Raw genomic sequence first — 22,233 nt, forward strand, 5'->3', positions numbered from 1 at the left:
TGTGTGGTGTCGGAGAAGAAGCGGGCGCTGCGCGGCTCGACCCGCACGCTGCCCAGAGCTGCGGCCCACCAGAAGATGATGGACCGCGATGATTGCTAGGCCGAGAACGCAGCTTCGGTGAGAGCCTCGGCGAGCCATCCCGTGGTGCGAGCCGCAGCGGGCGCTGCATTCGCGGGCCCCGGGCGAGGGGCGTCCTGGCTGCGATGCGCCGGGGAAGCTGAAGCTGGAGCTGGCCGGTGCTTCCTGATGCCAGGAGCCGGGATGCTGACGTGAAGGACGTGGGCGGACTCGCTGGCTGGCACCACCTGCGAGTAGAGGCTCAGCCCGCCCCGCCCCTGATGCCAGCGGAAGTGGAGCCCAGCCCGGTCCACCCAACTCACCAGATCCGCGAACTGCCTTGGAAGCACCTCTGCCACCTCGACCAGCTTCTTGCGGGGCAGATGTACCGCGAAGACACGGCTCACCAGGCTGATGTGCTGGACCGTCACATCCGCGAGCAGGTCACCGAGGAGACTCATGTCCAGCAGAGCCGCGCTTTCCCGCCAGACTGCGGTCATAGCAAGCCGCTGGGCTGCTGCCAGGACGGCATCGCGACGGGCTGCCTGATGGCGCAGCGTGCGGGCTTCAGCTCGTTGCTGGAGGAGCGCGCGGACCCGTGGAGCCGTTTCTTCGTCGAGCCGGCCGGCCAGCGCCCGGAGCTCGCTGGCGTCGACGCCGAGCAGCACCGCGAGCTCCTCGTCGTGCTCGGCGACGTAATCCCCGATGTTGTGCGACCCGGGCTCGAACGCGCGAAGAACGCGCTCCAAGCCAGCCAGGCCGCTACGCCGCCCGGCCATGGACGATCACGCCCTCGTCGGGGTTCGTGGGCTCGGGAAGATCCAGGTCCGGCGAGGGCACCGGAAGCTGGTCGGTCCGCTTCTTCGCCTTGACCAGGTCGCGGGCGAAGTCGTGATCGGGGCTGTTGCCCAGCGCAGCGCGGCGCAGCCGCCGGGCGACGGCGAACGGATTCATGCTGCGCGGCACGCGCAGGGAGGCGGTGCCGAGCGACAGGAGCAGACGGCGTTCGGCGAGGGTCGAGGGGCGGAGCGTACGACCGTTGATGCGCATGAGATGTTCCTTTCTCTGAAAATGGAAAGGCGCCCGGAGCACGAGAGCTCGTGCCAGCGGGCGCCCTGTGGGGGCAGGGTTTGCAAGAGGGGGCGTCAGCGCTGCTGTGGTCCAGCGCAGCACGACGATGCAGTCGATACGTTTTGTCGGCAGTCTGCTTACTGGATGATGCCGAGGTCGAGCATGGAGCTGAACCCTCCGCCGCGACCGCCAATGATGATGTGGTCGACCAGAGGAATGCTCACGAGGTCAGCCGCGCTCTTCATCGCCGTCGTGAGCGCGATGTCCTCCGGGCTGGGCATCGGATCCCCGCTCGGGTGGTTGTGCACGAGGACGAACGCGCTGGCACCGGCACGGACGATCGGCCGCAGCGCATCGGCCACGGTCAGCGCGGCGCCGTGCCTCCCGCCCCGCGCCAGCTCGAGCTCGGCCATGAACTCGTTCCGGCCGTTGAGCGCGAGGCCAAGCATCACCTCGTAGACGAGCCCGCCCAGCCGGTCGGCATAGATGCGGGCGACGTCCGCCGAGCACGAGAACTTGTGCTTCGGCAGCGCGGGGTAGCCGCTGCGGACGAGCTGCTGCAACGCCAGGACGGCGCGGCGCTGGACCTTCGTGAGCCGGAGCTGCTCCAGCTCGTGCTCGCTCAGGTCTCGCCAGCCGCCAGGGGCGCGGGCGAGCCGGTCCGCGATGCGCTGGCTCCGCAGGACGGTGCGGAGCAGCTCGGCCTCCGGGGCCGCGAGCTGGCCCCCGAGCGGAACGGCTGGGTGTTCAGCCCCGAGGCCAGCCTCACCGCGGCCGGCCGGCATGGCCATCACGCCAGTAGGGCTCGTCGTCCTCGTCGAACAGGGACCGCTGGCCGTATGGCGAATCGCAGCACGGTGAGCTAGGCGGCGCGGGCGGGCTCGCGGGCATCCGCCGGGCCGGAGCCTGCCGTGCCGCCAGCATGACGATGGGCCGGTTCCGGTCGACGATCAGGAGGCCGGTGAACGCTGCGCCGTCGGCGCTGAAGAGCTCGACGCCCGGGGGCGGGGTCGCCGCCTCCCGGAGCCAGTCGAGCATCTCCGCGGCCGTGGGCACGCGCCGGGGCAGCCCCTGCCGGAACAGCTCCAGCAGGGCCTCGCCGATCAGCTCGCTCACCGCGACGGCCAGATTGCCTCCGAGACGGCCGCGACCAGGAGGCCGGCCATGGCAGCGGCGGCGCCCTTCTTGGTTGAGTCGGCGCTGATCACGCGGATGATGAAGGGCGTGGTGGGGACGGCGTTGGACGGGGTGGGAGACGAGACGGACGGGGTGGGCATGGGATCTCCTTGGCGCCCGATTGGCGCGGGAAACGGGAACAAGTGGGGGAACGAAGATGAACCCCGCAGGCACGGATGCGCCGCGGGGACGGCGGGCGGCCACCCCACGCAGGCGGCGATCACCTCGGCGATCGTCATGAGGACGGCGGCGATGCGAGGGCCTTGAGCCAAGTCTAGGGGCCGTTCACATACATCGTACTCCTGGGAGGGAGCGACCTTCCGCAATTCTTATTCCGCAAAATTCGCAATGATTTCAATAATATGCAAGCGGGTGCAGGCCGGGCTTGGTACGCTCGCCCCCGGGCCTTGCGCTCCGACGGGCCCCAGTTTAGGTCTGCCTACGCTCCAGGCCCTCCGGCAACGTACCAAGCCCGGCCCGCACCTACTCTAGGCGCTGCAGATCCTGTACGAGGCGTCCCCGGTGTGGAGAACACCGTCGAGCCGGGCGTGAAGCTGGCCGGCGACGGCTCCGTTCAGCTTGATCTGCATGCTCCTCCCAGTGCATCGTCAGCGAATGGTCCGCTCATGGTCCTTCGTTCCCGCCGGAGCTGTGCTGCTCATCGCCGCGTTGGCGAACCCGGCAGCCGCGGCGCCTTCTTCGAAGCTTCGCGTGAGGGAAGGGCTTGCGTTCAACCTCGGGCCGCTCGGGGCGCCCGCCGAGCCTTTGGCATTCGTCGTCTCTGCCGAAGGGAAGATCAAGGACTTCGAGGTCCTCGTCGAGGAGATCTATGGCCCCGATGGGAAATCGCTAGCTTCGCCGGCGGGCATCGTCGCGACCGCGGAGAGGCGTGCCTCCGACCGTGAAACGAGTTGGATGATCAAGCTCGTCACCGACGACAACGTGTTCGCATCGCCGGGCAATTACCAGGTAACCCTCCGTTTGTCTGGTGTCGCCATGGACGCCAGCGCTCCCTCGGATGCCGGCATGCCCTCGGCATCCGAGAGCATCGCCACGACCGTAACCCTGAAGCGTCCCGAGACACTCGAATCAGCGAGCCCGCTTGTGGTCCGGCTCCTGCGCCCGACGCCGTTCTCCTCCGCCGCCACGACAATCTCTTGGCAGGTGCGCTCAAAACGGGGGACGACAATCGAACCGTGCGCGGCAACCCTCGAATCGGTCTACGAGCGGACTCGGTTCGACAAGGGAGAGCGGCTCCTCGGTCCAGGGACGGTGCGGGTCGATGCAGATTCCAGCGCATGCAAGGCAGGTACGTTGAAGCTCGTGTTCGAGGGATTCGACCGCACCGGCGAGTTCGCCAGCGCCGCCGTACTCGAAGCCCCCGCGCTTGGCCGGGGACCGACCCGGATTCCGCTCTTGATCGAAGTGACCGACGACGTCTGGGCACCGCTCGCCGTCATCACCCTGGGCGTCGGGGCAGCCTTCGGGCTCGATTATCTGAACAAGCGCTGGCGTCCGGCGCAGGAGACGATGCTCCGGATCCTGCGCCTCTCGACCCAGCTAGAGCGCTTGCGGCGCTTGGTCGAAAAACCTCCCAACACCACCGAGCTCACCGCGCTCGCCGAACGGCTCTCCAGAATCGAGACGCAGGCTGATTCGAGCAAGTCGGGCGAAGAGCTCGACGAGATCGAGAACCGGCTGTCGGCGTTGCAAACGCAGCAGCACGACAAAATCCTTGATCTGTGGAACCGGCTCGACGTGCTCGGGAGATCCGCAGCAACGCTCGCCAGCATGCCGGAATTCGTCGACGAGACGAAGAAGGCACGCGAGTTCCTTCTCGCCGAACGGGTCGACCCCGCCGAGGAGTCCGTGAAAAAATGCGAGGACCTCGCGGCGGCGGCACCGGCGGGCGGACCGCGGTTCGGGCGCGCACCCGAGTCGGGAGCGGCAACTCCCCGCGAGCAGGGCCCGACCCTGGACGTGAAGGACTCGCACGCGTCGCGTGTCGTAGGCTCGCGGCTCTCGTTCGTGCTTGCGGCGAGCGATGCCACCCAGATCGCGGGCGACCAGTTCGCGTGGGAGTTCGGTGATGGTGCAAGGGAAACGACATCCAGGCCGCGGGCGACACACGAGTACGGACGCCCTGGCCGCTTTGCGGTGAAGGTCTCTGTGCTCGCTGGGGGCGCCGAAGTTGCCAAGGTCGAGACGTCGATCTCCGTGGCGCCGTCCGCCCGCGACCGAGCGATGGTGCAGTTCGACCGGCGCATGAAGTGGGTGGATCTCGGGGTCTCGACGCTCGCACTGGGAATCGCGACCCTCTCGGCCCTCACGACGACGTATTACAACGGCAAGCTCTTCGGCACCTTCGGCGATTACGCTGGAGCGTTCCTCTGGGGGTTCGGAATGGATGCTTCACTGCGCGGGCTCGCGAACGTCGTCGGCGCGCTCCGGCAAGGATCCTCGCGTACATGAACATAATGACGAACGGCACCAGACGCTCGAGGGCCACCGGGGAGCGGAGATGAAGACACTGGTTATCCGGATCGGAGAAGCGAGCGACGCTTCGTCGGACTACCCGGTGGAGCTGCTCTTCGACGACGGCCGGCAGGACTGGCGGACCCAGTCCACCGCGCAAGGTCGGCTGCCGAAGACCCTAATGCTGGAGGACGGCCCGCTCCCCCCACCGGCGCTGAACACGCTGCCGGATCCGAACACGACGCCCGAGGCGGTGTTCGAGAAGATCGGTGAGTACATCCACCTGCTTCTGGACAGGAGCGGAATCGGTGCAACCTGGCGAGAGCTGCGAAAGCGCCCGGAGAGGATTCGCACCATCCTCGATGTCCGGCCGGTAGAGCTCGAGGTGGTGCCCTGGGAGATCATGCGGGACAATGCGCGGCGCCTGTTCGCAAGCGACGCTCATCCGTTGGCGCTGGGCACGATTGACTTCGAAAGGCCCACGCCCACCCCGGAGTGGCCAATCCGGGTCCTCGTCGTCGTGGGCTGCGATCCCGACGACCCGGACATCGAATGGCGGAAAGAGCTCCACGAAGTGGAGACCGCGCTTCGTGATCTCCGTCACACGGTTGATTACGAGGTCCTTCGCCAGCCTTCGCTTACCATGCTGCGTGACCAGGTCGCCGCATTTCGACCACACGTGTTCCACTTCATTGGCCACGGAGGGATCGACGAGGAATCCGGGCGCCCGGCGCTCGAGCTCTGGGATGAAACGTCTAAGGGCGCGAATCCCTGGAAGGCCGACGACATACACTCCGTGTTCTCAGCATGCGCACCGCGCTTCACGTTTCTCAATGCCTGCCGCTCCTCAACCGAGGAGGCGGCGAACTGGAACCTCTCGCGCGCGTTCCTCGACGCCGGAGCCGTTGCGGTCCTCGGCATGCGCGGCGACGTGCGGGACAAGGCCGCCGCGGTCATCGCCAAGCGTGTCTACAGCGATCTAGCGCTCGGCCGCCCCCTCGATCTTGCGGTCGCTGCCGCGCGCGTCGACATCACCACCATTACTGGCATCGAGCGGCACTGGACGCTTCCCCGGCTCGTGCTGACCGTCCCGCCCGAGCGCGTGCTCCCGCTGGACCTGGGCCTCTCCGGCGAGGCGTACCGGCAGATCATCGAGGCCACTGACTTTGCCGATTTACACGACTTCGTGGACAGGAGGCTCGAGCGGCGCTCGCTCTGGCAGAAGGTCGAGCCCACGAGCAAGAACAAGCGCAACCTCGTCATCGTTCGCGGCGATGACGATGTGGGCAAGACCGCTCTCCTGCGCTGGTGTCTTCAGGGTCATGCCCTGCGAGACCGACGCGTACGCTACGTCGACCTTGATGGGCAAGAGTCGCATGGATTCCTTTCCTTCCTTCACCGTCTTCGTGGGGACGAGGGCGACGACACCAGCTCACCGATTCGAGAGCCGCTCCCGGAGCCGGCATTCCGGCGCTTCCTTTTCGAGCTCAACCATCTGCTCGACGGAAAGGAGCCGCCGGCGTCGGATCTGCCGCTCACCGGGCCCGTCGACATCGATCCGACTCGCCGGCTTCAACGCGGAGCGGAGAACTCGATCCCACGAATTTTTCTGTCGTTCCGGAACGCGCTCGAACAGGCCGCCAAGGACGAACCTCTACTCATCGTCATCGATCATCTGCGGTGGGTCTTTCGCGAAGACTTCAAAAAGTACATCAAGCCGCTGCTACTCAAGCCCATCATGGAAGGACGTGTGCGCAACGTCCGTGTTGTCGTCGCAGTCAGAGAAAGCGATTTTGAGGATTTTGACCTCGATTCGCTCGTGCCGGGCCATGCGGCGAACGAGCACGTGGTCCGCGTCTTGGCGTTCAGGCCCGAAGAGTTCCTCGATCTGGCTCGCGAGTTCTGTCGCTACAACAATTTCGGTGAACAGACGAATTTGTTGGCTGCCTATGGTTCGCAGCTGACGGACTCGTGGAAGCCCCGTACGCTACGCATCGTGCAACAGCTTTTGAAGCCTTTGCGGACGGCACGATGATGGAATCGCTGCCCATGTCGTACGAGGATATCATCCGCCGTCTCCGGCAAGGAGAGGGCCTCGCGGACATCGCCCGTTCGCTGATTCCACACGAGGAGCGCGACGCGCTTCGCCGCGCGGCGCTGGTGCGCTGGTTTGACGAGGAGCTCTGGACGACCACGCTCGGCAAGGTCCCGGGGCGCGAAGACCTACCCTTCGAGCGGCTTCTGAAGAATGAAGCGGTCGAGGCCGTGCCGCGCAAGCCCGGTGTATACCGGGTGAAGACGCGCGCGCGCGCCGAGCACCTCCGGAGCTGGTTCCCCAGCGGCCCTCCGGCCGCCGGTGCCGCGCTGCCCGAGGAACTCGTGGCGATTGAGCACGCGCTCCTCGCGTACTTTGTGGTCCGCGAGGGCGCCATGCGCGACGACCTGCTCTATCACGCTGCCCTCGTCGCGCCTAACGAGGCGCGTGCGCTCTTCGAGACGCTCTACGACGAAGCGGATCGGGACTTCGATCTCGCCCGCTGCTGGGATCTGCTCCGGCTCCTCCTCGAGGGGCAGACGCTTGGCGTCGAGGGGGTCGAGCACGTTCTCCCCAACAGCGAGCTCGTGGCTCTCCATGCCGATCGCCGCATCTACCTCGATGTACGGAGTCACTTCGACGACGAGTACTATCAGTCCGGACGATTCCTCGAGCGACCCGCCCTGAAGGCGGCGTTCGAGGCCCTGCTCACCCGCGAGGACCGCTGGATCCTCCAGCTGTTTGCTCGCGGCGGGATGGGCAAGACCATGGCCCTGCGCTGGTTCATCGCGCGGGTGTGCGTTCCGTCGCCGCGGCGCATCCCGTGCGCGCGCATCGATTTCGACCACGACCTGGACGTGGCCTCCTCGCCGGGCGGCCAACCGTGGCGCCTTGCCGCGAAGTTCGCCGAACATCTGCATCGCCAGATCGCCGGGACCGCGTTCTCGACGCTTGCCCGCGAAGCCTCCGAGTACCAAAGGACGGCGGAGCGCCGATCCGAAGCCGACCGCGCGGCATTCGCCGCGGAGATCACCGATCGCTTCACGTCGGCGCTCTGCGAGGCGCGCCTCGACAAACCGGTCATTCTGATCCTCGATACGCTCGAGGAGGCCCTCTTCCATCGGCAAGAGCAGCTCTCCAAGGCGCTCGACTACCTCGCGGAGTTGCACGCGGCTTGCCCCATGATCCGCATCGTCCTCGCGAGCCGGTACGATCTCGGCGAGAACGCCGAGGGGGATGGAGGTCCGCGCGAGCGCCTGCCGGGCTTCCAAAGCCGCTTCGGGGCGGTGACCACGACGCTGCCGGTCGAGCCCTTCCTGCCCGAGGAGGCCCGCCGGTATTTCGTCGAGATCCGCGGGATTCCGCAGAGCGAAGCCGTCGAGGCTGCGATCGAGCGCGCGGAAGGACTGCCCTTCAAAGTCGCCCTGCTCGCCGACACGCTTCAGCAGGAGCCCGCGCTCGGGGCACAGGAGATCCGCGACTATCCGAGCGTCGATCTCGTCTACCTCATCGAACGCGTGGTCAAGCGGCTCTCCGATCCACAGCTGCAATGGCTGCTGCGTTATGGCGCGGTGCCGAGTCGGCTGACGTTCCCGTTCCTGCGCGACGTGATGGTGAGCTTCCTCCCGGCTGCGATGGCCGGCATCGCGACCTACGACGATCCCACCCAGGGGCTGCCGGAGCGAGTCCGGAACGAGAACGTATTTCCCCAGGGTCCTGAGGTGCGCTTGCCGGACGCGCCGGACGAGACCATCCTCCGTAAGCTCTGGGGCCGGCTCGCCCGCTTCGCGGGTGGCAGCTCGTGGGTCAGCTACGACAGCAAACGCGACGAGCTCACCTTCCATGCGGACGTAGCGAATCCGATGCGCCGGCTGCTCCGTCAGCACGACGTCTTCCGGATGCTGCACGAAGCCGCGCTGAAGCACTTCCAGCACCTCGCCGAGAGCGATCGCGAGCATCAGACTGAGTGGACGATCGAGGCCGTCTACCATGCTTTCCAGCTCCTAGGCGAAGCCGCGGGGGGCTACTTTCGCTCGTGCATCGACCGGGCAAAAACTGAGGACGATGCGAAGCCGCGATACGCGCTCGCGCGTCGCCTCGTGAGCTCGATCTACATCGACGAGGCGGGCCAGCCGCAGCCGCTGCGTGAAGACCAGAAGGACGTCAAGATCATCTCGCGCTCCACGCAGGCAGAAGCAGAATACGAACGGGCGGCCGCGTGCCTGGATCTCGCCCGAGCGGCGGGCGACCCAGCGAGCCCGTACTGGAACGAAGCGAAGGGCGCGCTCGACGTCGCCGAGCGCATCCGGAAGGAGCTCGGCCTCGACCCGCAGCTGCGGCCGTCTCCGACCGAGATCGCGGTAGCGAGAGTGAAGATTCTTCGGAACGAACGCAGGCTGGGGCAGGCGCTCGCGGTGCTCAACGTCGTTGCCCAGGCGGTCTCCGGTTCACGCGATCGCTTCCTGCGGGAGTCCGAATACGCGGCGGTGCTCGGCGAGATGGGCCAGGCAGGCGCCGTCGACCATGCCGTGAAGGCGGTCGCGCTCGCCAAGGAGGGTGTCGCGCTCGCGCCCTGGGAGGTTTTGCGCGTCCTCGAGGATCTCGCGCGATTGCAGGTCGTGTTCGATCGCCACGACGCAGCCGTTGCGACCTGCGAGGAGGCCATCGCCTGCGCGAATCGGGACGCACCGGCACGTGTACCCGGATGGTGCTGTCTCCAGATCGATATCCTGCTCCGCCAGGGTCGCGCCGCCCGCGCGCTCGAGCTCCTCGATCGAGAAGAGACCGCGAGCTGGCCGCGCGCCGAGGCGATCGAGCGCGCTCATTTGCGGGCGCGTGCCTTTCTCCTCCTGGGTGATCTCGCCCGAGCTCTTGAGCCCGTTCGCTGGGCACTGGAGCAGGTTGCCGGTGAATCGGAGACATTTGAGAGGACGGGGCTCGACCCGCGGCGCGTGCGCGAGCTCCGCGCCTCCGGCCACGAGCTGGAGGGCATGATCCTCGCCGCTTCGCTGGACGTCGATGGTGCCATGCGCTCGCTGAGCCGGGCTCGTTCCGAGTGGTACTCATGGAGCGGGCCGAGCGGGGACGAGAACGGAGCGCGTTGCCTTCAGCGCTGCGTCGAGATTTCGCTCCACCTAGCGGACGACGCACAAGACGCCGAGGCGATGCTGCGGGAAGCGGAGAAGCTCCCGCTAGGCGATGGAAGCGAGGCCGCCGTCCATTTCGCCATCCTGTACGCGGAGCTGTCCCGGCGGCGCGGCGACTCCAATGCGGCGCAGGAGAGGCTCTCGCGCGCCGAGGCGCAACTCGGATCGACGAGGCCTCCCCATCTGCTCGCGAGGCTCGCGTTAGAGGGGCTCACCAACGCGGACGTGTCCTTCCGGCAACGTTGGGGGGATCTCCTCGTGAATGCGCTCGGCCGGATGGAGTCCGCGCGGGCTCGGCTCGAGCTGACCGATGCGCTGGCGCGCTGTCCGACGGGAGCTCTGGGGACTTTCAGACCAGAACTCCTCGCTCTTCTCGTCCTCGACGACTCCGAGCGCGAATCGGGCATGCGTCCGGGGGAGCTCGCCCGGTATCTGCTTCGACGGGCGGAGTTGCTGCGCGTCCTCGGTGATGGCCAGGGTTCCCTACAGATGGTAGAGCAGGCGCGTTCGCACGTGAACGAAGCCGGCTCTCCCGTCCTGCTGCGCGATGTTTTCCTCGCGTTCGATCGACTCGAGCCGGAGATCCCTGCCGCGCCGTTCTCAGCGCACTCCTTCTTCAACGAGGCGAGGCCATTTGCGCCGTTCGCCGGAAATCCCGCGAGCCCAGGGTTTCTGGCCGGCGTGCTCGCGATCGAGCATGCCGAGCGGCTCGCGAGGATCGCCCATCCCGCAGCCATGGAGGTGGCCGCCGAAGCCGAGCAGCACCTGACCAGCGCTCTGCCGGCATGGCGAACACGCAGCAGAGCCCTGCGCGAGAAGCTCGCCCGCGAGACGGCGGCGCACGCGGTGCCCTTGCCCAGCTCACGTCCCGGCCTCGCTCTTCCGGAGGCGATTCCGAGGGCGACTCCGGTGGGGATTTCGCCGCCGATTCTGCAGGGGATTCCGCCGGCGATTGCGCAGGCGACGGGGGCAGAGGGCGAGATCCGTGTCCGCGTCCGTCTCCTCGACCCCACGCAGATGCTCATGGAGCAGCTCGCTCCGCAGCAACGCTCGTGGACGCTTAAGACGCGGAAGCACAGTCTCCTCCGAGAGGCGGTGGAGAGCGGCTTCACCCGCACCAGCGAGGTGGTGTCCTACGGCCTCGTAAAGATGCTTTCCGCCGAATCCAGGCGCGTCGTCGACGAGATTGGACGCATTCTTTTCGATCAGCTCGCGGTCGAAATGCTCCAACTCGCGAAAAGCACCACCGAGCCAATCGCATTCCACCTGGAGATCGACGGTGGTTCGCTCGCCGCGATTCCCTGGGAGCTCGGTGTCCTGGTCTTCGATCTTGCGGAGACCGGGAGCCCCCTCGCGGGGAGACTCCGAATCTACCGCCGGTCGGTGAACCCCGAGCGCGAATTCTTCACAGATTATCGTTCCGAGAGCCGGCACCCCGTCGTGGCGATTCTCCAGCCGAGCGCCGCGGTCGAGGAGCGGAGCCGCCGGGAGGCCTACTACGGTAAGTCGATCCCCGCGCTCTACAGGAGCACCGGGCTCGAGGTGAGGATTTTCGAAGACCCGTCCTTCGACGACGTCGTCGAGATGGCGGCGCTCGAGCCCGCGCTCGTTCACGTTCGCACGGGCTTCAAGGAAGCCTCGACCCAGGGCGGTGTTCAGCTCGACTTCTCCGGTAGTGGAGCGGCGCGGAGCACCGACTGGGCAGAGATGCGCGAATCCGAAGCTATTCTTCCATCGATGCTCGCCCGCATGCTGCGCGGGATGAAGACAAATCCCACCCTGATCTTGGATACCTACCGGCCCACCGGCGAAACGGAGATCTTCCGGCAACTTCTTCTGCGGAATAGTTTCGCCGCCGTGCTCCACCAGTTGCACGTGTCGACATCGATCGTGGCCACCGGGCTGTTTCCGGCGGATGCGCAGGAGATCGCGTACGATACCTTGCTTCGTGCTCTAGCCACGGGCGACACGCTGGGCGATTCCCGAGCGACCGTCCTGCGCATGCTCCGGGATCAGGCGTACGAGGCGCTCTCGATGGACCCCTACGGCCGCGGCGACATCGCTGCGTTCGCCATCGGTCTCTTCAGCAGCACCCCGAACCGTCGACCGCTACCACTCCGCTAGCGCACGAGGCCCTATGGATCTCCCGAACCGCAAGACGATCGAGATCCGGCGCAAGCTCGGTGCGCTCGGAAACGAGCTCGAGCACTGGAAGAAGGTCAGCGAGGCGAATGGCCCGTTCGCGAAGCACCACACGCAGATTCGCCGCCTCGCCGCGATCCTGGGACGGCTCCAGTTGGAGATCCAGAAACGCATCGACGCCGGGCCGGAGTCCCCCCCTGCATCCTCGTCTCCCATCCGCGTGCTTGCCGCATGTCGCGCGCTGGAACGCATGATCCTCGAAGTCCATCGGATCTGGGAGTTCTTCCGGAGCAAGCTCGTCCTTCGCGAGGCCACGCGGTTCCGCGACTACCTGCTGATCGCCGACGAGCTCGCGTGGGCCTGCTACGAGCCCGCGCTCAAACGCGGGCAGGGGAGCCCGAGCAGGGAGCCGCCGCTCGTCTTCTTCAACGGCGGTTCGAACCCATTCGTGATGTCCCGGCGCTCCTCCTTCCAAGCCGAGGCCGTGCCCGGTGAGGTTTTCAACACGCCCGAGTTCAAGGAGGTCCTGAAGGTGCTGCCGATCCCGGTGGTCGGCATTCCCTGGTTCCAGGCCGAGTTCCTGCCGGAACTGCTCGTCGTCGCCCACGAGGTAGGCCACGCGGTGGAAGACGATTTCAGCCTCACCGCGACGCTCGGGAGGCTGCTCGACACCGCGATGGAGACGCGCGGCGTGCCGGTCGCCCGCCGCCCCGCGTGGCGCGCGTGGCTCGGGGAGATCTTCGCCGATCTCTGGGGTTGCCTGGCCGCAGGGCCGGCGTTCGCGGGAGCGCTGGGCGATTTCCTGGCTCGGGATCCGCGCTCGGTCACGAGCGAGCAGCGCCTCGCCCCGACTTGGGGGAGTTACCCGATCGACGCGCTCCGCTTCCTTTTCAGCGCGACGGTGCTCCAAAAGACCGGATTCGCACCGGAGGCTGCGGCTCTCCGCGCGAACTGGACGCAGGTCTACGCTGACCATGCCATGCCCGAATTCGAAGCGGACCTCCCTATCGTGGCGGATGCCCTGCTTGAGGGCCCCTATCCCGAGCTCGGCAATGGCCGTCTCGACGCCGCGTTCTCCTTCACGGTCGGCCATCACCGCGAGGCGGAGACGGCGGCCAAACAGGCGCTCCGGCGTCAGCTGATCGGCGCGCGGGATCCCCGGGTGCTCGCGGCGGCAGCTCGCCTGGCGTTCGAGCGAGAGCCGGAGAACTATGCTGCCGGCGACGCCCAGGAACGGCTCATCGGAGCCATGAAGGACGCGCAGCGCGGAGGGGTGCGGGGCAAGACCCGGTGGCGCGACAGGCGGGAGACGGAGCGCATCGACACGGTCGACCAGCACACCGCGCGGTGGCTGTTCACGAGACTCGCAGACGTCGGGGGCGACGTACCGCTCGGCGAGACTCCTAGCGATCGTACCGGATCATGAAATTATCGCTCAGCGCGTCGGCTATCAAAAACTGGTTCCAGTATCGATGCGAGCGAAAGCTCGTGTACGAGACGATGGACCACCGTCTCCGCAAGACCATTCCAATTTTGGAGCAGACCTTGCCCGCTCCCTGGGCCGACTTCGGCCGCGAGTACGAGGGGGAGGTCGTCTCGGCGTACGCGAAGATGTCCGGCGTGCGCCTGCTCGCCCCGCTCAGCGGAGAGAACGATCTAGGAGAGCGGATGAGCCTCGAGTTCCTCCAGGGGAGCACGGGCACGACCGCGGCTTACCAACTCGTCCTCACCGGCACGAGCGCGCTCCGGAGGGATCTCGGTCTGGAAGGGATGGATATTGAATTTCGCCGCGGTATCGTGGATCTCTTGCTCGCGCAGCAGGTCGGCGGGCGCCGTGTGCTCCGCCTCGTCGACATCAAGTCGACGCACGCGGCGCTGCCCTTCCACAAGATGCAACTGGCCTGGTACGGATGGATGCTCCGCGGTGTTCTCGAGCAGAACGCGGTCGACGCTTCCCTCGATGCGATCGGAGAGATCTGGCACCGGTCGGCGGGGGTGCCGGCAGAACCGTGGGAGGTCAGCGCTTTTCCGCTCCGGAGCTACGAGGCTGTGATTCAGGACTTCGCGCGGCGCGAGTTGCGCGAAGCTGTGGCGCGCACCGTCCATCCCGAGCGGGACGACACGCGGTTCCACATCTACTTCAAGTGCGAGCAGTGCTCGTATCTCCTGCACTGCGGTATGGCGATCGCCGACGCTCTACCTCCCCGGCAGCTAGACGTCAGCGCCGTGCCGGGGTTGTCGCAGCAGAGCAAGAGCACGTTGCGCCGGATGCAGATCACGACCGTTGGGGCGCTCATCGACGGGCGTGGGCGGGTGTTCCAGCCCAGCGTCGCCGACTGGCGACTGTCGACCCACGGACGCGAGATCGTCGAGCGGGCAGCGGCGATCGTGGCCGGCGCGCCTCATCACATACCCGGACGCGTGACGCTGCGCATGCCGCCGAAGACGCATGTTCAGATTCATCTGGTTGCCGATCGCGATCCGATGGCGGCGCGCCTCGCAACGGTGGGCGCGAGCGTGGTCGAAAAAGGGACGGAGAGCGCGCGCGTCATCCGGCTCGTCGCCCGTGCGGAGGATGAAGCCGTGGCGCTCCTCGAAGCGCTCGGCGTGGTGCGTGACGCCCTGCGACGCGCCCACGAAGCCAACCTTCGTGGCGCGGCGAACGTGGCGCACGTCTTCGTCTTCGAACCGGCCGAGTCGGTGGACCTCGCCGAGGCCCTGGGGCGTAACCTGCACGATCCACGTATCGTCTTGGAGCTCCTCGAGATCGTGCGCATCTTTCCGCCCGACTTCGTCGTGCCGGAACCGGCGTATCGCGGTTACCATCATCTGCCGGCGAGCGCGCTTCGCAGCGTCGTCGAAGAGCTCTTCGCTCTGCCCGCCCGGGTCTCGTACGACCTCGCCCGCGTGAGCGCCGCGCTCGCGACGTCGCGAGCGGCTCCGAAGGATCCCTATGTCCCTGCGAGGGAGTTTGCGCGGCCGTTCTCGTCTCGCCTGTCTCTCGCGCGCTGCCGGGAGGTCGCTGAAGGCGGCGCGGATCGGAAAGCCATCGTCGACGACGTCGGCGCGCGGCTCTCGGCGATGGCCGGTCTCGTGGCATGGCTCGAGGCGACCGACGCCGCCCTCGCGCCGCCCGACCGGTTCCTGCGCCTGAAGAAGGCTCCCTTCCAGCTCCACGCCACCGTCGATCCGTTGAACGCTCCCTCGCTGGAGATCCTGCGCGCTCAGGCGCTCCTCGAAAAGCACACCGGGCTCGTCGCCACGCTGCACGAGCTCGCGCAGCCCGTCGAGCGCCGCCGATCCCGGCTGAGCTCCATTGGGCCGATGAGGCTAGTCAAGCAGGAAACGGGGAAAGGAGGTGGCGTCTGGTTCCTCTTCAAAAAGCCGGCCGAGGCGATCGACGCCGACATCGCCCCCGGCGATTTCATGCTGCTGCTCTCGGATGGGCATCCCGATCGCATCCTCGACCCGTCCATCTGGAATCAGCTTAGCGTCAAACTGCACCCACCCAAGGACGATCCTTCTCTGCTCTTCCTCACCATGGGGCGTAAGGTGTTTGAATCGCCCGTGTTCCAGGAATGCCTTGCTCGGCTGGGGAATGACGGGTGGATCCTCGACCGCGGGTACTTCGACGTGAACAGCGAGCGGCTCGCGACTTTTCTCCGCCACGTCGCTCAGGATCGGGAGGGTCCGTGAAGGCCGAGATCATTCGCCGTTTCGTCGCCGCCCCCGCGTCGCTCGGCTCCGCCGACGAGACTTCGCAGAAGGACTGGCTCGACGGTTTCCACGCGATCGTCGGGCCCGGTATGCGCGCCGCTGGCGTGAATGCGTTGCGCAATCGGCAGGAAGCTGCATATCTCGGCCTCGCCCAGCCTCGCTGCGCGCTCCTGCTCGGCCCCCCGGGGACGGGCAAGACGACGGTGCTCGCGTGGATGATCCTCGGCTATCTCCTCGCCCGCCGGCGCGCCGGCCGGCCGTGCCGCGTGCTGGTGACGGCCTTCACGCGCAACGCGATCGACAACGTGCTCGATGACATCGCCGCACACGCAAAGACCCTGACCGAAGAGGTCGACATCGCCGTCCTCGGCGGCGACGCCGTCCCCGGCCCCGGGGTGTCGAAAATCGACGACGGCGAGCTCGCGACGTGGCTCGCTCGAGACCAGGCCGTCGTCGGAATGACCACCTGGGGCGCCTTTCGCGCCCTCTCCAAAGGCCATCATGGAGGGGATCCCGCGCTCGACGCAGAGATCTTCGACCTCGTCTGCCTGGACGAGGCCTCTCAGATGAAGGTCGGACAGGCGCTGATGGCGCTCGCTCCTCTGAAGGATGACGGCCGGATCGTCGTCGCCGGCGACGACAAGCAACTCGCGCCCATCGGGGGTGAGGCGTGGAGCCAGGTGAACACGACGCTCACCGGCTCGTTCTATACCTTCCTGCGTGACGCGAACGTGCCGGTCTTCGCGCTGGTCGAGACCTTCCGTCTCAACGCGCCACTCGCCCGCCCACCCTCCGAGTTCTTCTACGACGAGTACGTCTCCGCCGAGCCGGTCGCCGACCGCAGGCTCGGGCTCGTGGATGGATGGAGCGCGCAGCTCGCTTCGTGGATGAAGGTGGCACTCGACCCAGAGTTTCCCGTCTGCATCCTCTTGCACGACGGGCCCCCTGCGGCGACGACGAACCCGTTCGAAGCGGCGGTGGTCGCCGAGCTCATCGAAGCGCTCGCTCCGCGCCTCGTCGATGGGAAGGGCCGGCCGTACGGCGACCAACTCTGGTCGAAGGGCCTCGCCGTGGTCACCCCGCACCGCGCACAGAACGTGGCCATCCGGAGGAGATTGCGCGCGGGCCGGTGCGGCGACGGCTGCACCGTCGAGACGGTGGATCGCATCCAGGGTCGCGAGCGTGACGCGATCGTGATGTCGTACGGCGTCTCCGATCCCGAGTTCGCGCAGGCCGAGGCGCCCTTCTTGTACGCGCCGGAGCGCTTCAACGTGGCCATCACGCGCCCGCGCTCCAAGCTCATCGTCGTCCTCTCGAGGCGGCTGCTCGAGGTGCTTCCTCCGGACGAGGACGTCTTCGACGCCGTCCGCATCCTTCGAGAGTGGGTGTTTGGCAGCCAGCTCGCCGATAGCTTCGAGCATCATGCACTCGGCTTCGGCGTGCGGGTGGACGTCCGGCTGCGCGCGTTCGACGACACCGTGCCGCTTCCCAAGATCGAGCAGCAGGCGGTGGCCGTCGAGCCTGCTGTGATCATGACCCTGGCGCTTCAAGAGATCGACGCCAAGATCCGAGATCTCGCCACACGGAACGAGAAATGGGGGACGACGACCAGCGATAAGGTCGATGGCGCGCTGCGGCCGAAGAAAGTTTCGTTCGCCGAATACCGCGATCTCTTTCGGCTGGGTCGCCTCACGATGGACGGGCGATCCGCACCCGGCGGCTTCTTTTGGAGCCTTCGGCCGATGGTCGACGGCCTCGTTCCGCTCGCCTGTACGCGCGAGAGCGTCCGCAAGAACATCGCCGCGTTGGTCGCGGAATGCCGTCGAGGCGAGCTCTCGCCGTATTACCTGACCTCGAAGGGGCGGCGGGGCGTTCGCGACCGCTTCGTCTGGTGCGACGCAAATGGGAAAGACGTACTCCTGCCGATCCTCCGCGAGCTGGCTGACGAGAACGTCATCGAGCTCGTGGAATCGGAGAAGGGAATCACCGTCGATGTCGTGAGTTCCGGTGACGCGGTTGCTGGCGTACCCCCTCCGCCCGACTCGGAGCTTTCTGACGAGGACTTCGGCCTATTGAACTGCCTCGAAGATATCGAGTCCGGTCGCATCGAGCTCGGTGTCTTCGAAGCGTGGGTGACCTTCGCGGAGTGGCGCGCGGCGGCCGAAACCAAATCGCAGCTCGCCGCGCTCCGGAGCCTGCGCGCGATCGCCGACGCGGCTGCGCGCCTCGCCGAGCACGGTTTCGTGCTCGTCCGTGAAGGCCGGGTGCGCTCGCGCATCGCGGAGCTCGCTCGCGAGCTGCGCTACGTGAAGCAGCGATTCCGCGTCGGGGACCAGGACCGCCGGCCGTTCCTCGTGCGCTCGCTCAAGCTGCTAGCGATGACGCGTGATAAACCCGTGCGCGACGTGCCCATCGAAAACGCCATCGCCGCGATCGCCGCGAAGTTTCCGAACGACACCATCGTGCTCCGCGTCCTCGAGGCACTCCCCCGTGCACTTCGACCAGTCTTCGAGCTGCGAACGGAGGAGCCGCTCCGCCTCTCGGGCTTTCAGCGCCGGAGCCTAGAACACCTCGTCTCCGCTTGGCTCAGCGCAAACGGGGTGACCCCTGCCGCCGTCATCACGGCCGACACCGGCGCCGGCAAGACCGAGGCGGCGTGCCTTCCGCTGCTTGTTGGCTCGGCGATCGATCGGCTGCGCGGCGTGCGTGGAACCCGCGCGGTGCTCGTCTACCCGCGCATCCGGCTCGCGGTGAACCAGGCCGCGCGCCTGGTTCGCTACGCGCAGGCCCTCGGCGACGAACTCGGCGTTCTCATCACGGTCGGACTGCAAACGGGCGACGTCCGCGAACGATGGCCGAGTGCCGACCAGGTGCTCGCGAGCGACGATCCATGGCAGCGCATCGGTCCCACGGAATGGGTCTTTCCTTTCTTCCCCTGCCCCGTGTGCGGCGGACGGCTCACCCTCCAGCAGGGGATGGAGGGCGACGAGGCCGATACGCTCCGCTGCAACGGGTGTACGTGGACCTACGCCGGATGGGTAGGTACCAAGGTTGGTCTCCAGCGCGATCCTCCAGCGCTCTTCCTCCCGGTGACCGAGTCGCTCCATCAATGGCTCCATAATCCACGCTATGGAGTAATATTTGGAGACCATGCGAATCGCTACGCTCCGCCGCGAGCGCTCCTCGCGGACGAAATTCACCTCTATGCCCACATTCACGGTGCGCAGATCGGCTGGACCCTGCGGCGCCTGCTCTGGCGCTGTCGTGTCAACGGCCAGGATCACCCTCTCGCCATCGGGATGAGCGCGACGCTTAATGATCCCGTCCGTGCTTGGGCCGAGCTCTCCGGACACGCACCGGACCAGGTCGCGCACATCCGCCCAACGGGCAGCGAGCGCCTGGAGAACCCGCGAGGGCGCGAGTACTTCTACTTCGTCCAGCCCGAGGTCGAATCGCGGGGCAAAGATATCGCCGGCACGTCGGCCACGATCCAGTCCCTCTTGCTGCTCAGCCACGGCATGCGCCGGCGCTCGGGGAACGAGGGAGGCTTCCGGGGCATCGTCTTCCTCGACTCCATCGACAAGCTGAAGCGGCTGCACCGCGATTACATCGATGCCGAGCAACAGAAGGAACTCGCTGCATTCCGGACCCGATTGTATGGACCCGATCAGCAGGATCCAAGCCGCCTGCGTACGGCTTGCTGCGGAGAGCCGGAGACTTGCGAGCGGTTCCGTGAGGGTGAATGCTGGTACTTCGCGGCGACCGACGCGCGTCAGGTGCGCGCAGATGGGCGTCCGCAGCGACCCGGCGACGCTTACCAGGTGTGTCGGTTGCCGGTATTCTCGGGCACCGGCGGCAACGTCGATCGGATGATCCGGAAATCAGATATTGTGTTTGCCACGTCGACGCTCGAAGTCGGATACGACGATCCGGCCATTTCCCTCGTCTACCAACACTACGCGCCGACCAACCTGGCGAGCTTCGTGCAGCGGAAGGGGCGGGGCGGGCGGCGCGCGGCGGATCGACCACTGACTGGCGTGACGCTGTCGATCCACTCGGCCCGAGACGCATGGTACTTCCGGTCTCCGCGGCAGATGGTCGGCGCGGCCGACTTCCGCGTACCTATAAACATGGGCAACGTCTTCGTCCAGCGCGGGCAGGCGCTGACTCTGATCCTGGACACGCTGGCGCGTTATTCGGCAAAGACCGGCTGGCAACCGAGCCGGTCGGTGCCCCAGGACGCGCTTTGCGGGGCCGACCAGGCCGTGCGCGCCGTCCTAGGCTCCGGGATCTACCAGGAACTCGATTTCTCATCTCTTCAAGAGCTCTGGAGCGCCGCCTGGCGAGAGGCAGAGATCAGGGACGGACAGGTAGAGGCGCTCTCGATGTGGCGGGAACAGCTGCCGTGGATCCCGAAGCGCCTTTTCGACTCGATCAATAATCATCAACTTACCATCTCCAACCAAACGAAGACCGAGGATATCACGCTGGGGCTCGCGGAATGCGCCCCGGGGCGGGTGACCATGCGCTGGGGCTGGCAGGAGGCCCACTGGCGTCCTCCCGCCGGCAGGCAAGCGCCCTGGTTGGAGCGTGGGAAAGACGAGTGGAAAGAGTTCAGCCTCGTGCCCAAATCCGACGCTGCCAGCCGCCTGAAGCTCATCCCCGAGGACGTGCGGATCGCCTTGAAAAATTCGCTTCATCCAATGGTGTTACGCCCGACGAAGATGTCGCCGATCGTCGCCGGGAAGCTGTCGAGCACGAACTGGGAGCCTTGGTGGGGCTGGGACGCCGCCGAGGAGCGCGCCGTGGAGATCTCCGCCGGCATCCAGGGAACCGTTCCCATCCACCACAAGACACAGGCTCGGCTCCAGGGCTTCGTCGTCGCCATCGAGGAGCGTGCGCCCGAAGCGCTGCACATTCCCGCGCTCGAAGGATTTGCCGGCGGAACGATGTTCGTCCATCGTGCGCGCGAGGGGTCGAAGCTCACCGGGCTCCGAGTCACCCAGGCCTACTGGTGCAGCGACATCGAGATCGTGCTTAATACGCCTCGCCGCGACCGCGTCTATGCCCGTCAGGTATTCGTCGATCCCGACGACGGAAAGACACCCCGCGTGGTGGGTTACGGGATGTGCCCCGAAGGCATTCGCATTTCGGTCGAACGGGGCGTGCTCGACGCATTCCTGGACGCCGAGATGGCCGCACTCGCCAGAGACGAGGCCCGCAGCCGGTGGCACCATGGTCAGCTTCTGCGTTACCTCGTCATGACCCGGGCCGGCAGCGCGGGTCTGACGCGGTTCGAGGCGCGCCAGCTCGCCGAGCTCTGCACCACTGCCGCCGCCGTTCAAGCCTGTCGGGACGACCTGCGCGTCGGCCTCTCGCGCCGCAACACGGTTCGGCTCCGGCAGGCGCTCTGCACCGGCTGGAACGAGCACCTCTCGGCGCACCCCCAACTGACCGATCGACGCGTCAAGGAGCTTCTCGACCGGCTCGGCACCTCGGGCCTCGATCGCGTCTTGCAGGAAGCGTCGAATGAGACGACGAAGCCCGAACGGCTGCCAGACTATCTCCGGTCGGTGGTGCTCCTCGGGCTGCTCACGCGCCTCCGCCATCTGTTCGTGATCCATGGCCTCGGCGACGAGCGCAGCGTGATTGGGCACGCGCGCGTCCCGATTCACTATGGGAGTGACGCCGACGACGTATTGACCGTGTGCGAGCGCGGCAGCGGCGGCGACGGGACGACACGGGCTTTCCTCGAGCGCGCGCCCGACGTCCTCGACGCCTGGAGAAGAGAGGGCTTCGTCGCCTGCCCCAACGCCGCGTCGGATCGTGTCCTCGAGAGCGTCCACGCGCGCTCCGTGGACCACGCGCGCTGGCGCTCGCACGACCCGCGCGACGCTGCCTGGGTCGCACGGCTCGCGGGCGAGCTCGGCCTCGATTCCGTGTCCGCGCGCGAGGGCGCCACGCTCCACGTCGTGCTCCGCCTGATCTACGGCGCGGAGACGATCGGCCCCGTGCGGTTCGACCTGCTCGACCTCTTCGGCGAGGTGCTCACCGTCCGCCGCCGGACCGCGGACAACTTCAAGCGCGAAGCGACCGACTGGGAGCTGGTGAGCACGATCGTCCGCCTGGCCCGTGATCGCGCGCCTCTCGTCCCACGATTCAGCGCGCTCCGGCAAATGTACGTCGATCTGGACGATGCCTCTGACGAAGGGACGCTCTCGCCCGACGGGCGGGTCGCCGAGCTGGCCTATCGCCTGAGCGCGAAGCTCTGTGTCGATGGGTGTCCCGGGTGCCTCCACACCGGCAACGGCTCGATGGACGACGCGCTCGCGGAGGTATGCACGAGCCGGACGCTTCTCGAGCGCTTCGGCGCCTTCGTCGCAGCGCGGACGCCCGCCTCCTGAAGCACCGGTG

11 protein-coding genes are annotated in these 22,233 nt (G+C 66.9%); 6 read left to right on the forward strand and 5 right to left on the reverse strand.

The genetic code is table 11. The features are described from left to right. Positions 1-95 precede the first annotated feature (95 nt). The 5 genes from WME85_RS19105 to WME85_RS19125 form a co-directional block, all read right to left on the reverse strand. Positions 96-806 (reverse strand): hypothetical protein, encoded by a 711-nt coding sequence (locus tag WME85_RS19105; RefSeq protein WP_437840053.1) that lies wholly within the window; start codon positions 804-806, stop codon positions 96-98. Between the two features lie 13 nt (positions 807-819). Continuing rightward, the gene (locus tag WME85_RS19110) at positions 820-1,107 is read right to left on the reverse strand and encodes a hypothetical protein (protein WP_061607368.1); all 288 of its coding nucleotides are present in this window, start codon (positions 1,105-1,107) and stop codon (positions 820-822) included. A 158-nt stretch (positions 1,108-1,265) separates the two neighbouring features. Next, complete coding sequence (locus WME85_RS19115; protein WP_437840054.1) at positions 1,266-1,919, reverse strand: JAB domain-containing protein; 654 nt, start codon at positions 1,917-1,919, stop codon at positions 1,266-1,268. Continuing rightward, entirely contained in the window at positions 1,894-2,244 is a 351-nt protein-coding gene (locus WME85_RS19120) for a hypothetical protein (RefSeq protein ID WP_437840055.1), read from the reverse strand. The genes WME85_RS19115 and WME85_RS19120 overlap by 26 nt, the downstream gene beginning before the upstream one ends. Next, on the reverse strand, positions 2,241-2,405 hold the full coding sequence (locus tag WME85_RS19125) for a hypothetical protein (RefSeq protein ID WP_437723729.1): 165 nt from the start codon (positions 2,403-2,405) through the stop codon (positions 2,241-2,243). The genes WME85_RS19120 and WME85_RS19125 overlap by 4 nt, the downstream gene beginning before the upstream one ends. 550 nt (positions 2,406-2,955) lie before the next feature. Between WME85_RS19125 and WME85_RS19130 the strand changes: the two genes are divergently transcribed. From WME85_RS19130 to WME85_RS19155, 6 genes are read left to right on the forward strand one after another with little or no spacing between them, the layout of a single operon-like run. After that, entirely contained in the window at positions 2,956-4,776 is a 1,821-nt protein-coding gene (locus WME85_RS19130) for a PKD domain-containing protein (protein ID WP_437840056.1), read from the forward strand. Positions 4,777-4,825: 49 nt separating this feature from the next. Next, on the forward strand, positions 4,826-6,814 hold the full coding sequence (locus WME85_RS19135) for a CHAT domain-containing protein (protein ID WP_437840057.1): 1,989 nt from the start codon (positions 4,826-4,828) through the stop codon (positions 6,812-6,814). After that, positions 6,811-12,084 (forward strand): hypothetical protein, encoded by a 5,274-nt coding sequence (locus WME85_RS19140; protein WP_437840058.1) that lies wholly within the window; start codon positions 6,811-6,813, stop codon positions 12,082-12,084. The genes WME85_RS19135 and WME85_RS19140 overlap by 4 nt, the downstream gene beginning before the upstream one ends. Positions 12,085-12,097: 13 nt before the next feature. After that, positions 12,098-13,528, forward strand: coding sequence for a hypothetical protein (locus WME85_RS19145; RefSeq protein ID WP_437840059.1), 1,431 nt, complete (start codon positions 12,098-12,100; stop codon positions 13,526-13,528). After that, positions 13,525-15,798 (forward strand): hypothetical protein, encoded by a 2,274-nt coding sequence (locus WME85_RS19150; RefSeq protein WP_437840061.1) that lies wholly within the window; start codon positions 13,525-13,527, stop codon positions 15,796-15,798. Before WME85_RS19145 ends, WME85_RS19150 begins: the two co-directional genes overlap by 4 nt. After that, positions 15,795-22,223, forward strand: coding sequence for an AAA domain-containing protein (locus WME85_RS19155; protein ID WP_437840062.1), 6,429 nt, complete (start codon positions 15,795-15,797; stop codon positions 22,221-22,223). Before WME85_RS19150 ends, WME85_RS19155 begins: the two co-directional genes overlap by 4 nt. Positions 22,224-22,233 lie beyond the last annotated feature (10 nt).

The sequence above is a fragment of the Sorangium sp. So ce1153 genome, assembly GCF_051521595.1.
GTDB lineage: Bacteria > Myxococcota_A > Polyangia > Polyangiales > Polyangiaceae > Sorangium.

Excerpts from the sequence above, each read along its gene's own strand:
- WME85_RS19150 (WP_437840061.1), top strand. The coding sequence starts at position 13,525 with ATGAAATTATCGCTCAGCGCGTCGGCTATCAAAAACTGGTTCCAGTAT.
- WME85_RS19115 (WP_437840054.1), bottom strand. The coding sequence starts at position 1,919 with ATGGCCATGCCGGCCGGCCGCGGTGAGGCTGGCCTCGGGGCTGAACAC.
- WME85_RS19145 (WP_437840059.1), top strand. The coding sequence starts at position 12,098 with ATGGATCTCCCGAACCGCAAGACGATCGAGATCCGGCGCAAGCTCGGT.
- WME85_RS19140 (WP_437840058.1), top strand. The coding sequence starts at position 6,811 with ATGATGGAATCGCTGCCCATGTCGTACGAGGATATCATCCGCCGTCTC.
- WME85_RS19125 (WP_437723729.1), bottom strand. The coding sequence starts at position 2,405 with ATGCCCACCCCGTCCGTCTCGTCTCCCACCCCGTCCAACGCCGTCCCC.
- WME85_RS19110 (WP_061607368.1), bottom strand. The coding sequence starts at position 1,107 with ATGCGCATCAACGGTCGTACGCTCCGCCCCTCGACCCTCGCCGAACGC.
- WME85_RS19135 (WP_437840057.1), top strand. The coding sequence starts at position 4,826 with ATGAAGACACTGGTTATCCGGATCGGAGAAGCGAGCGACGCTTCGTCG.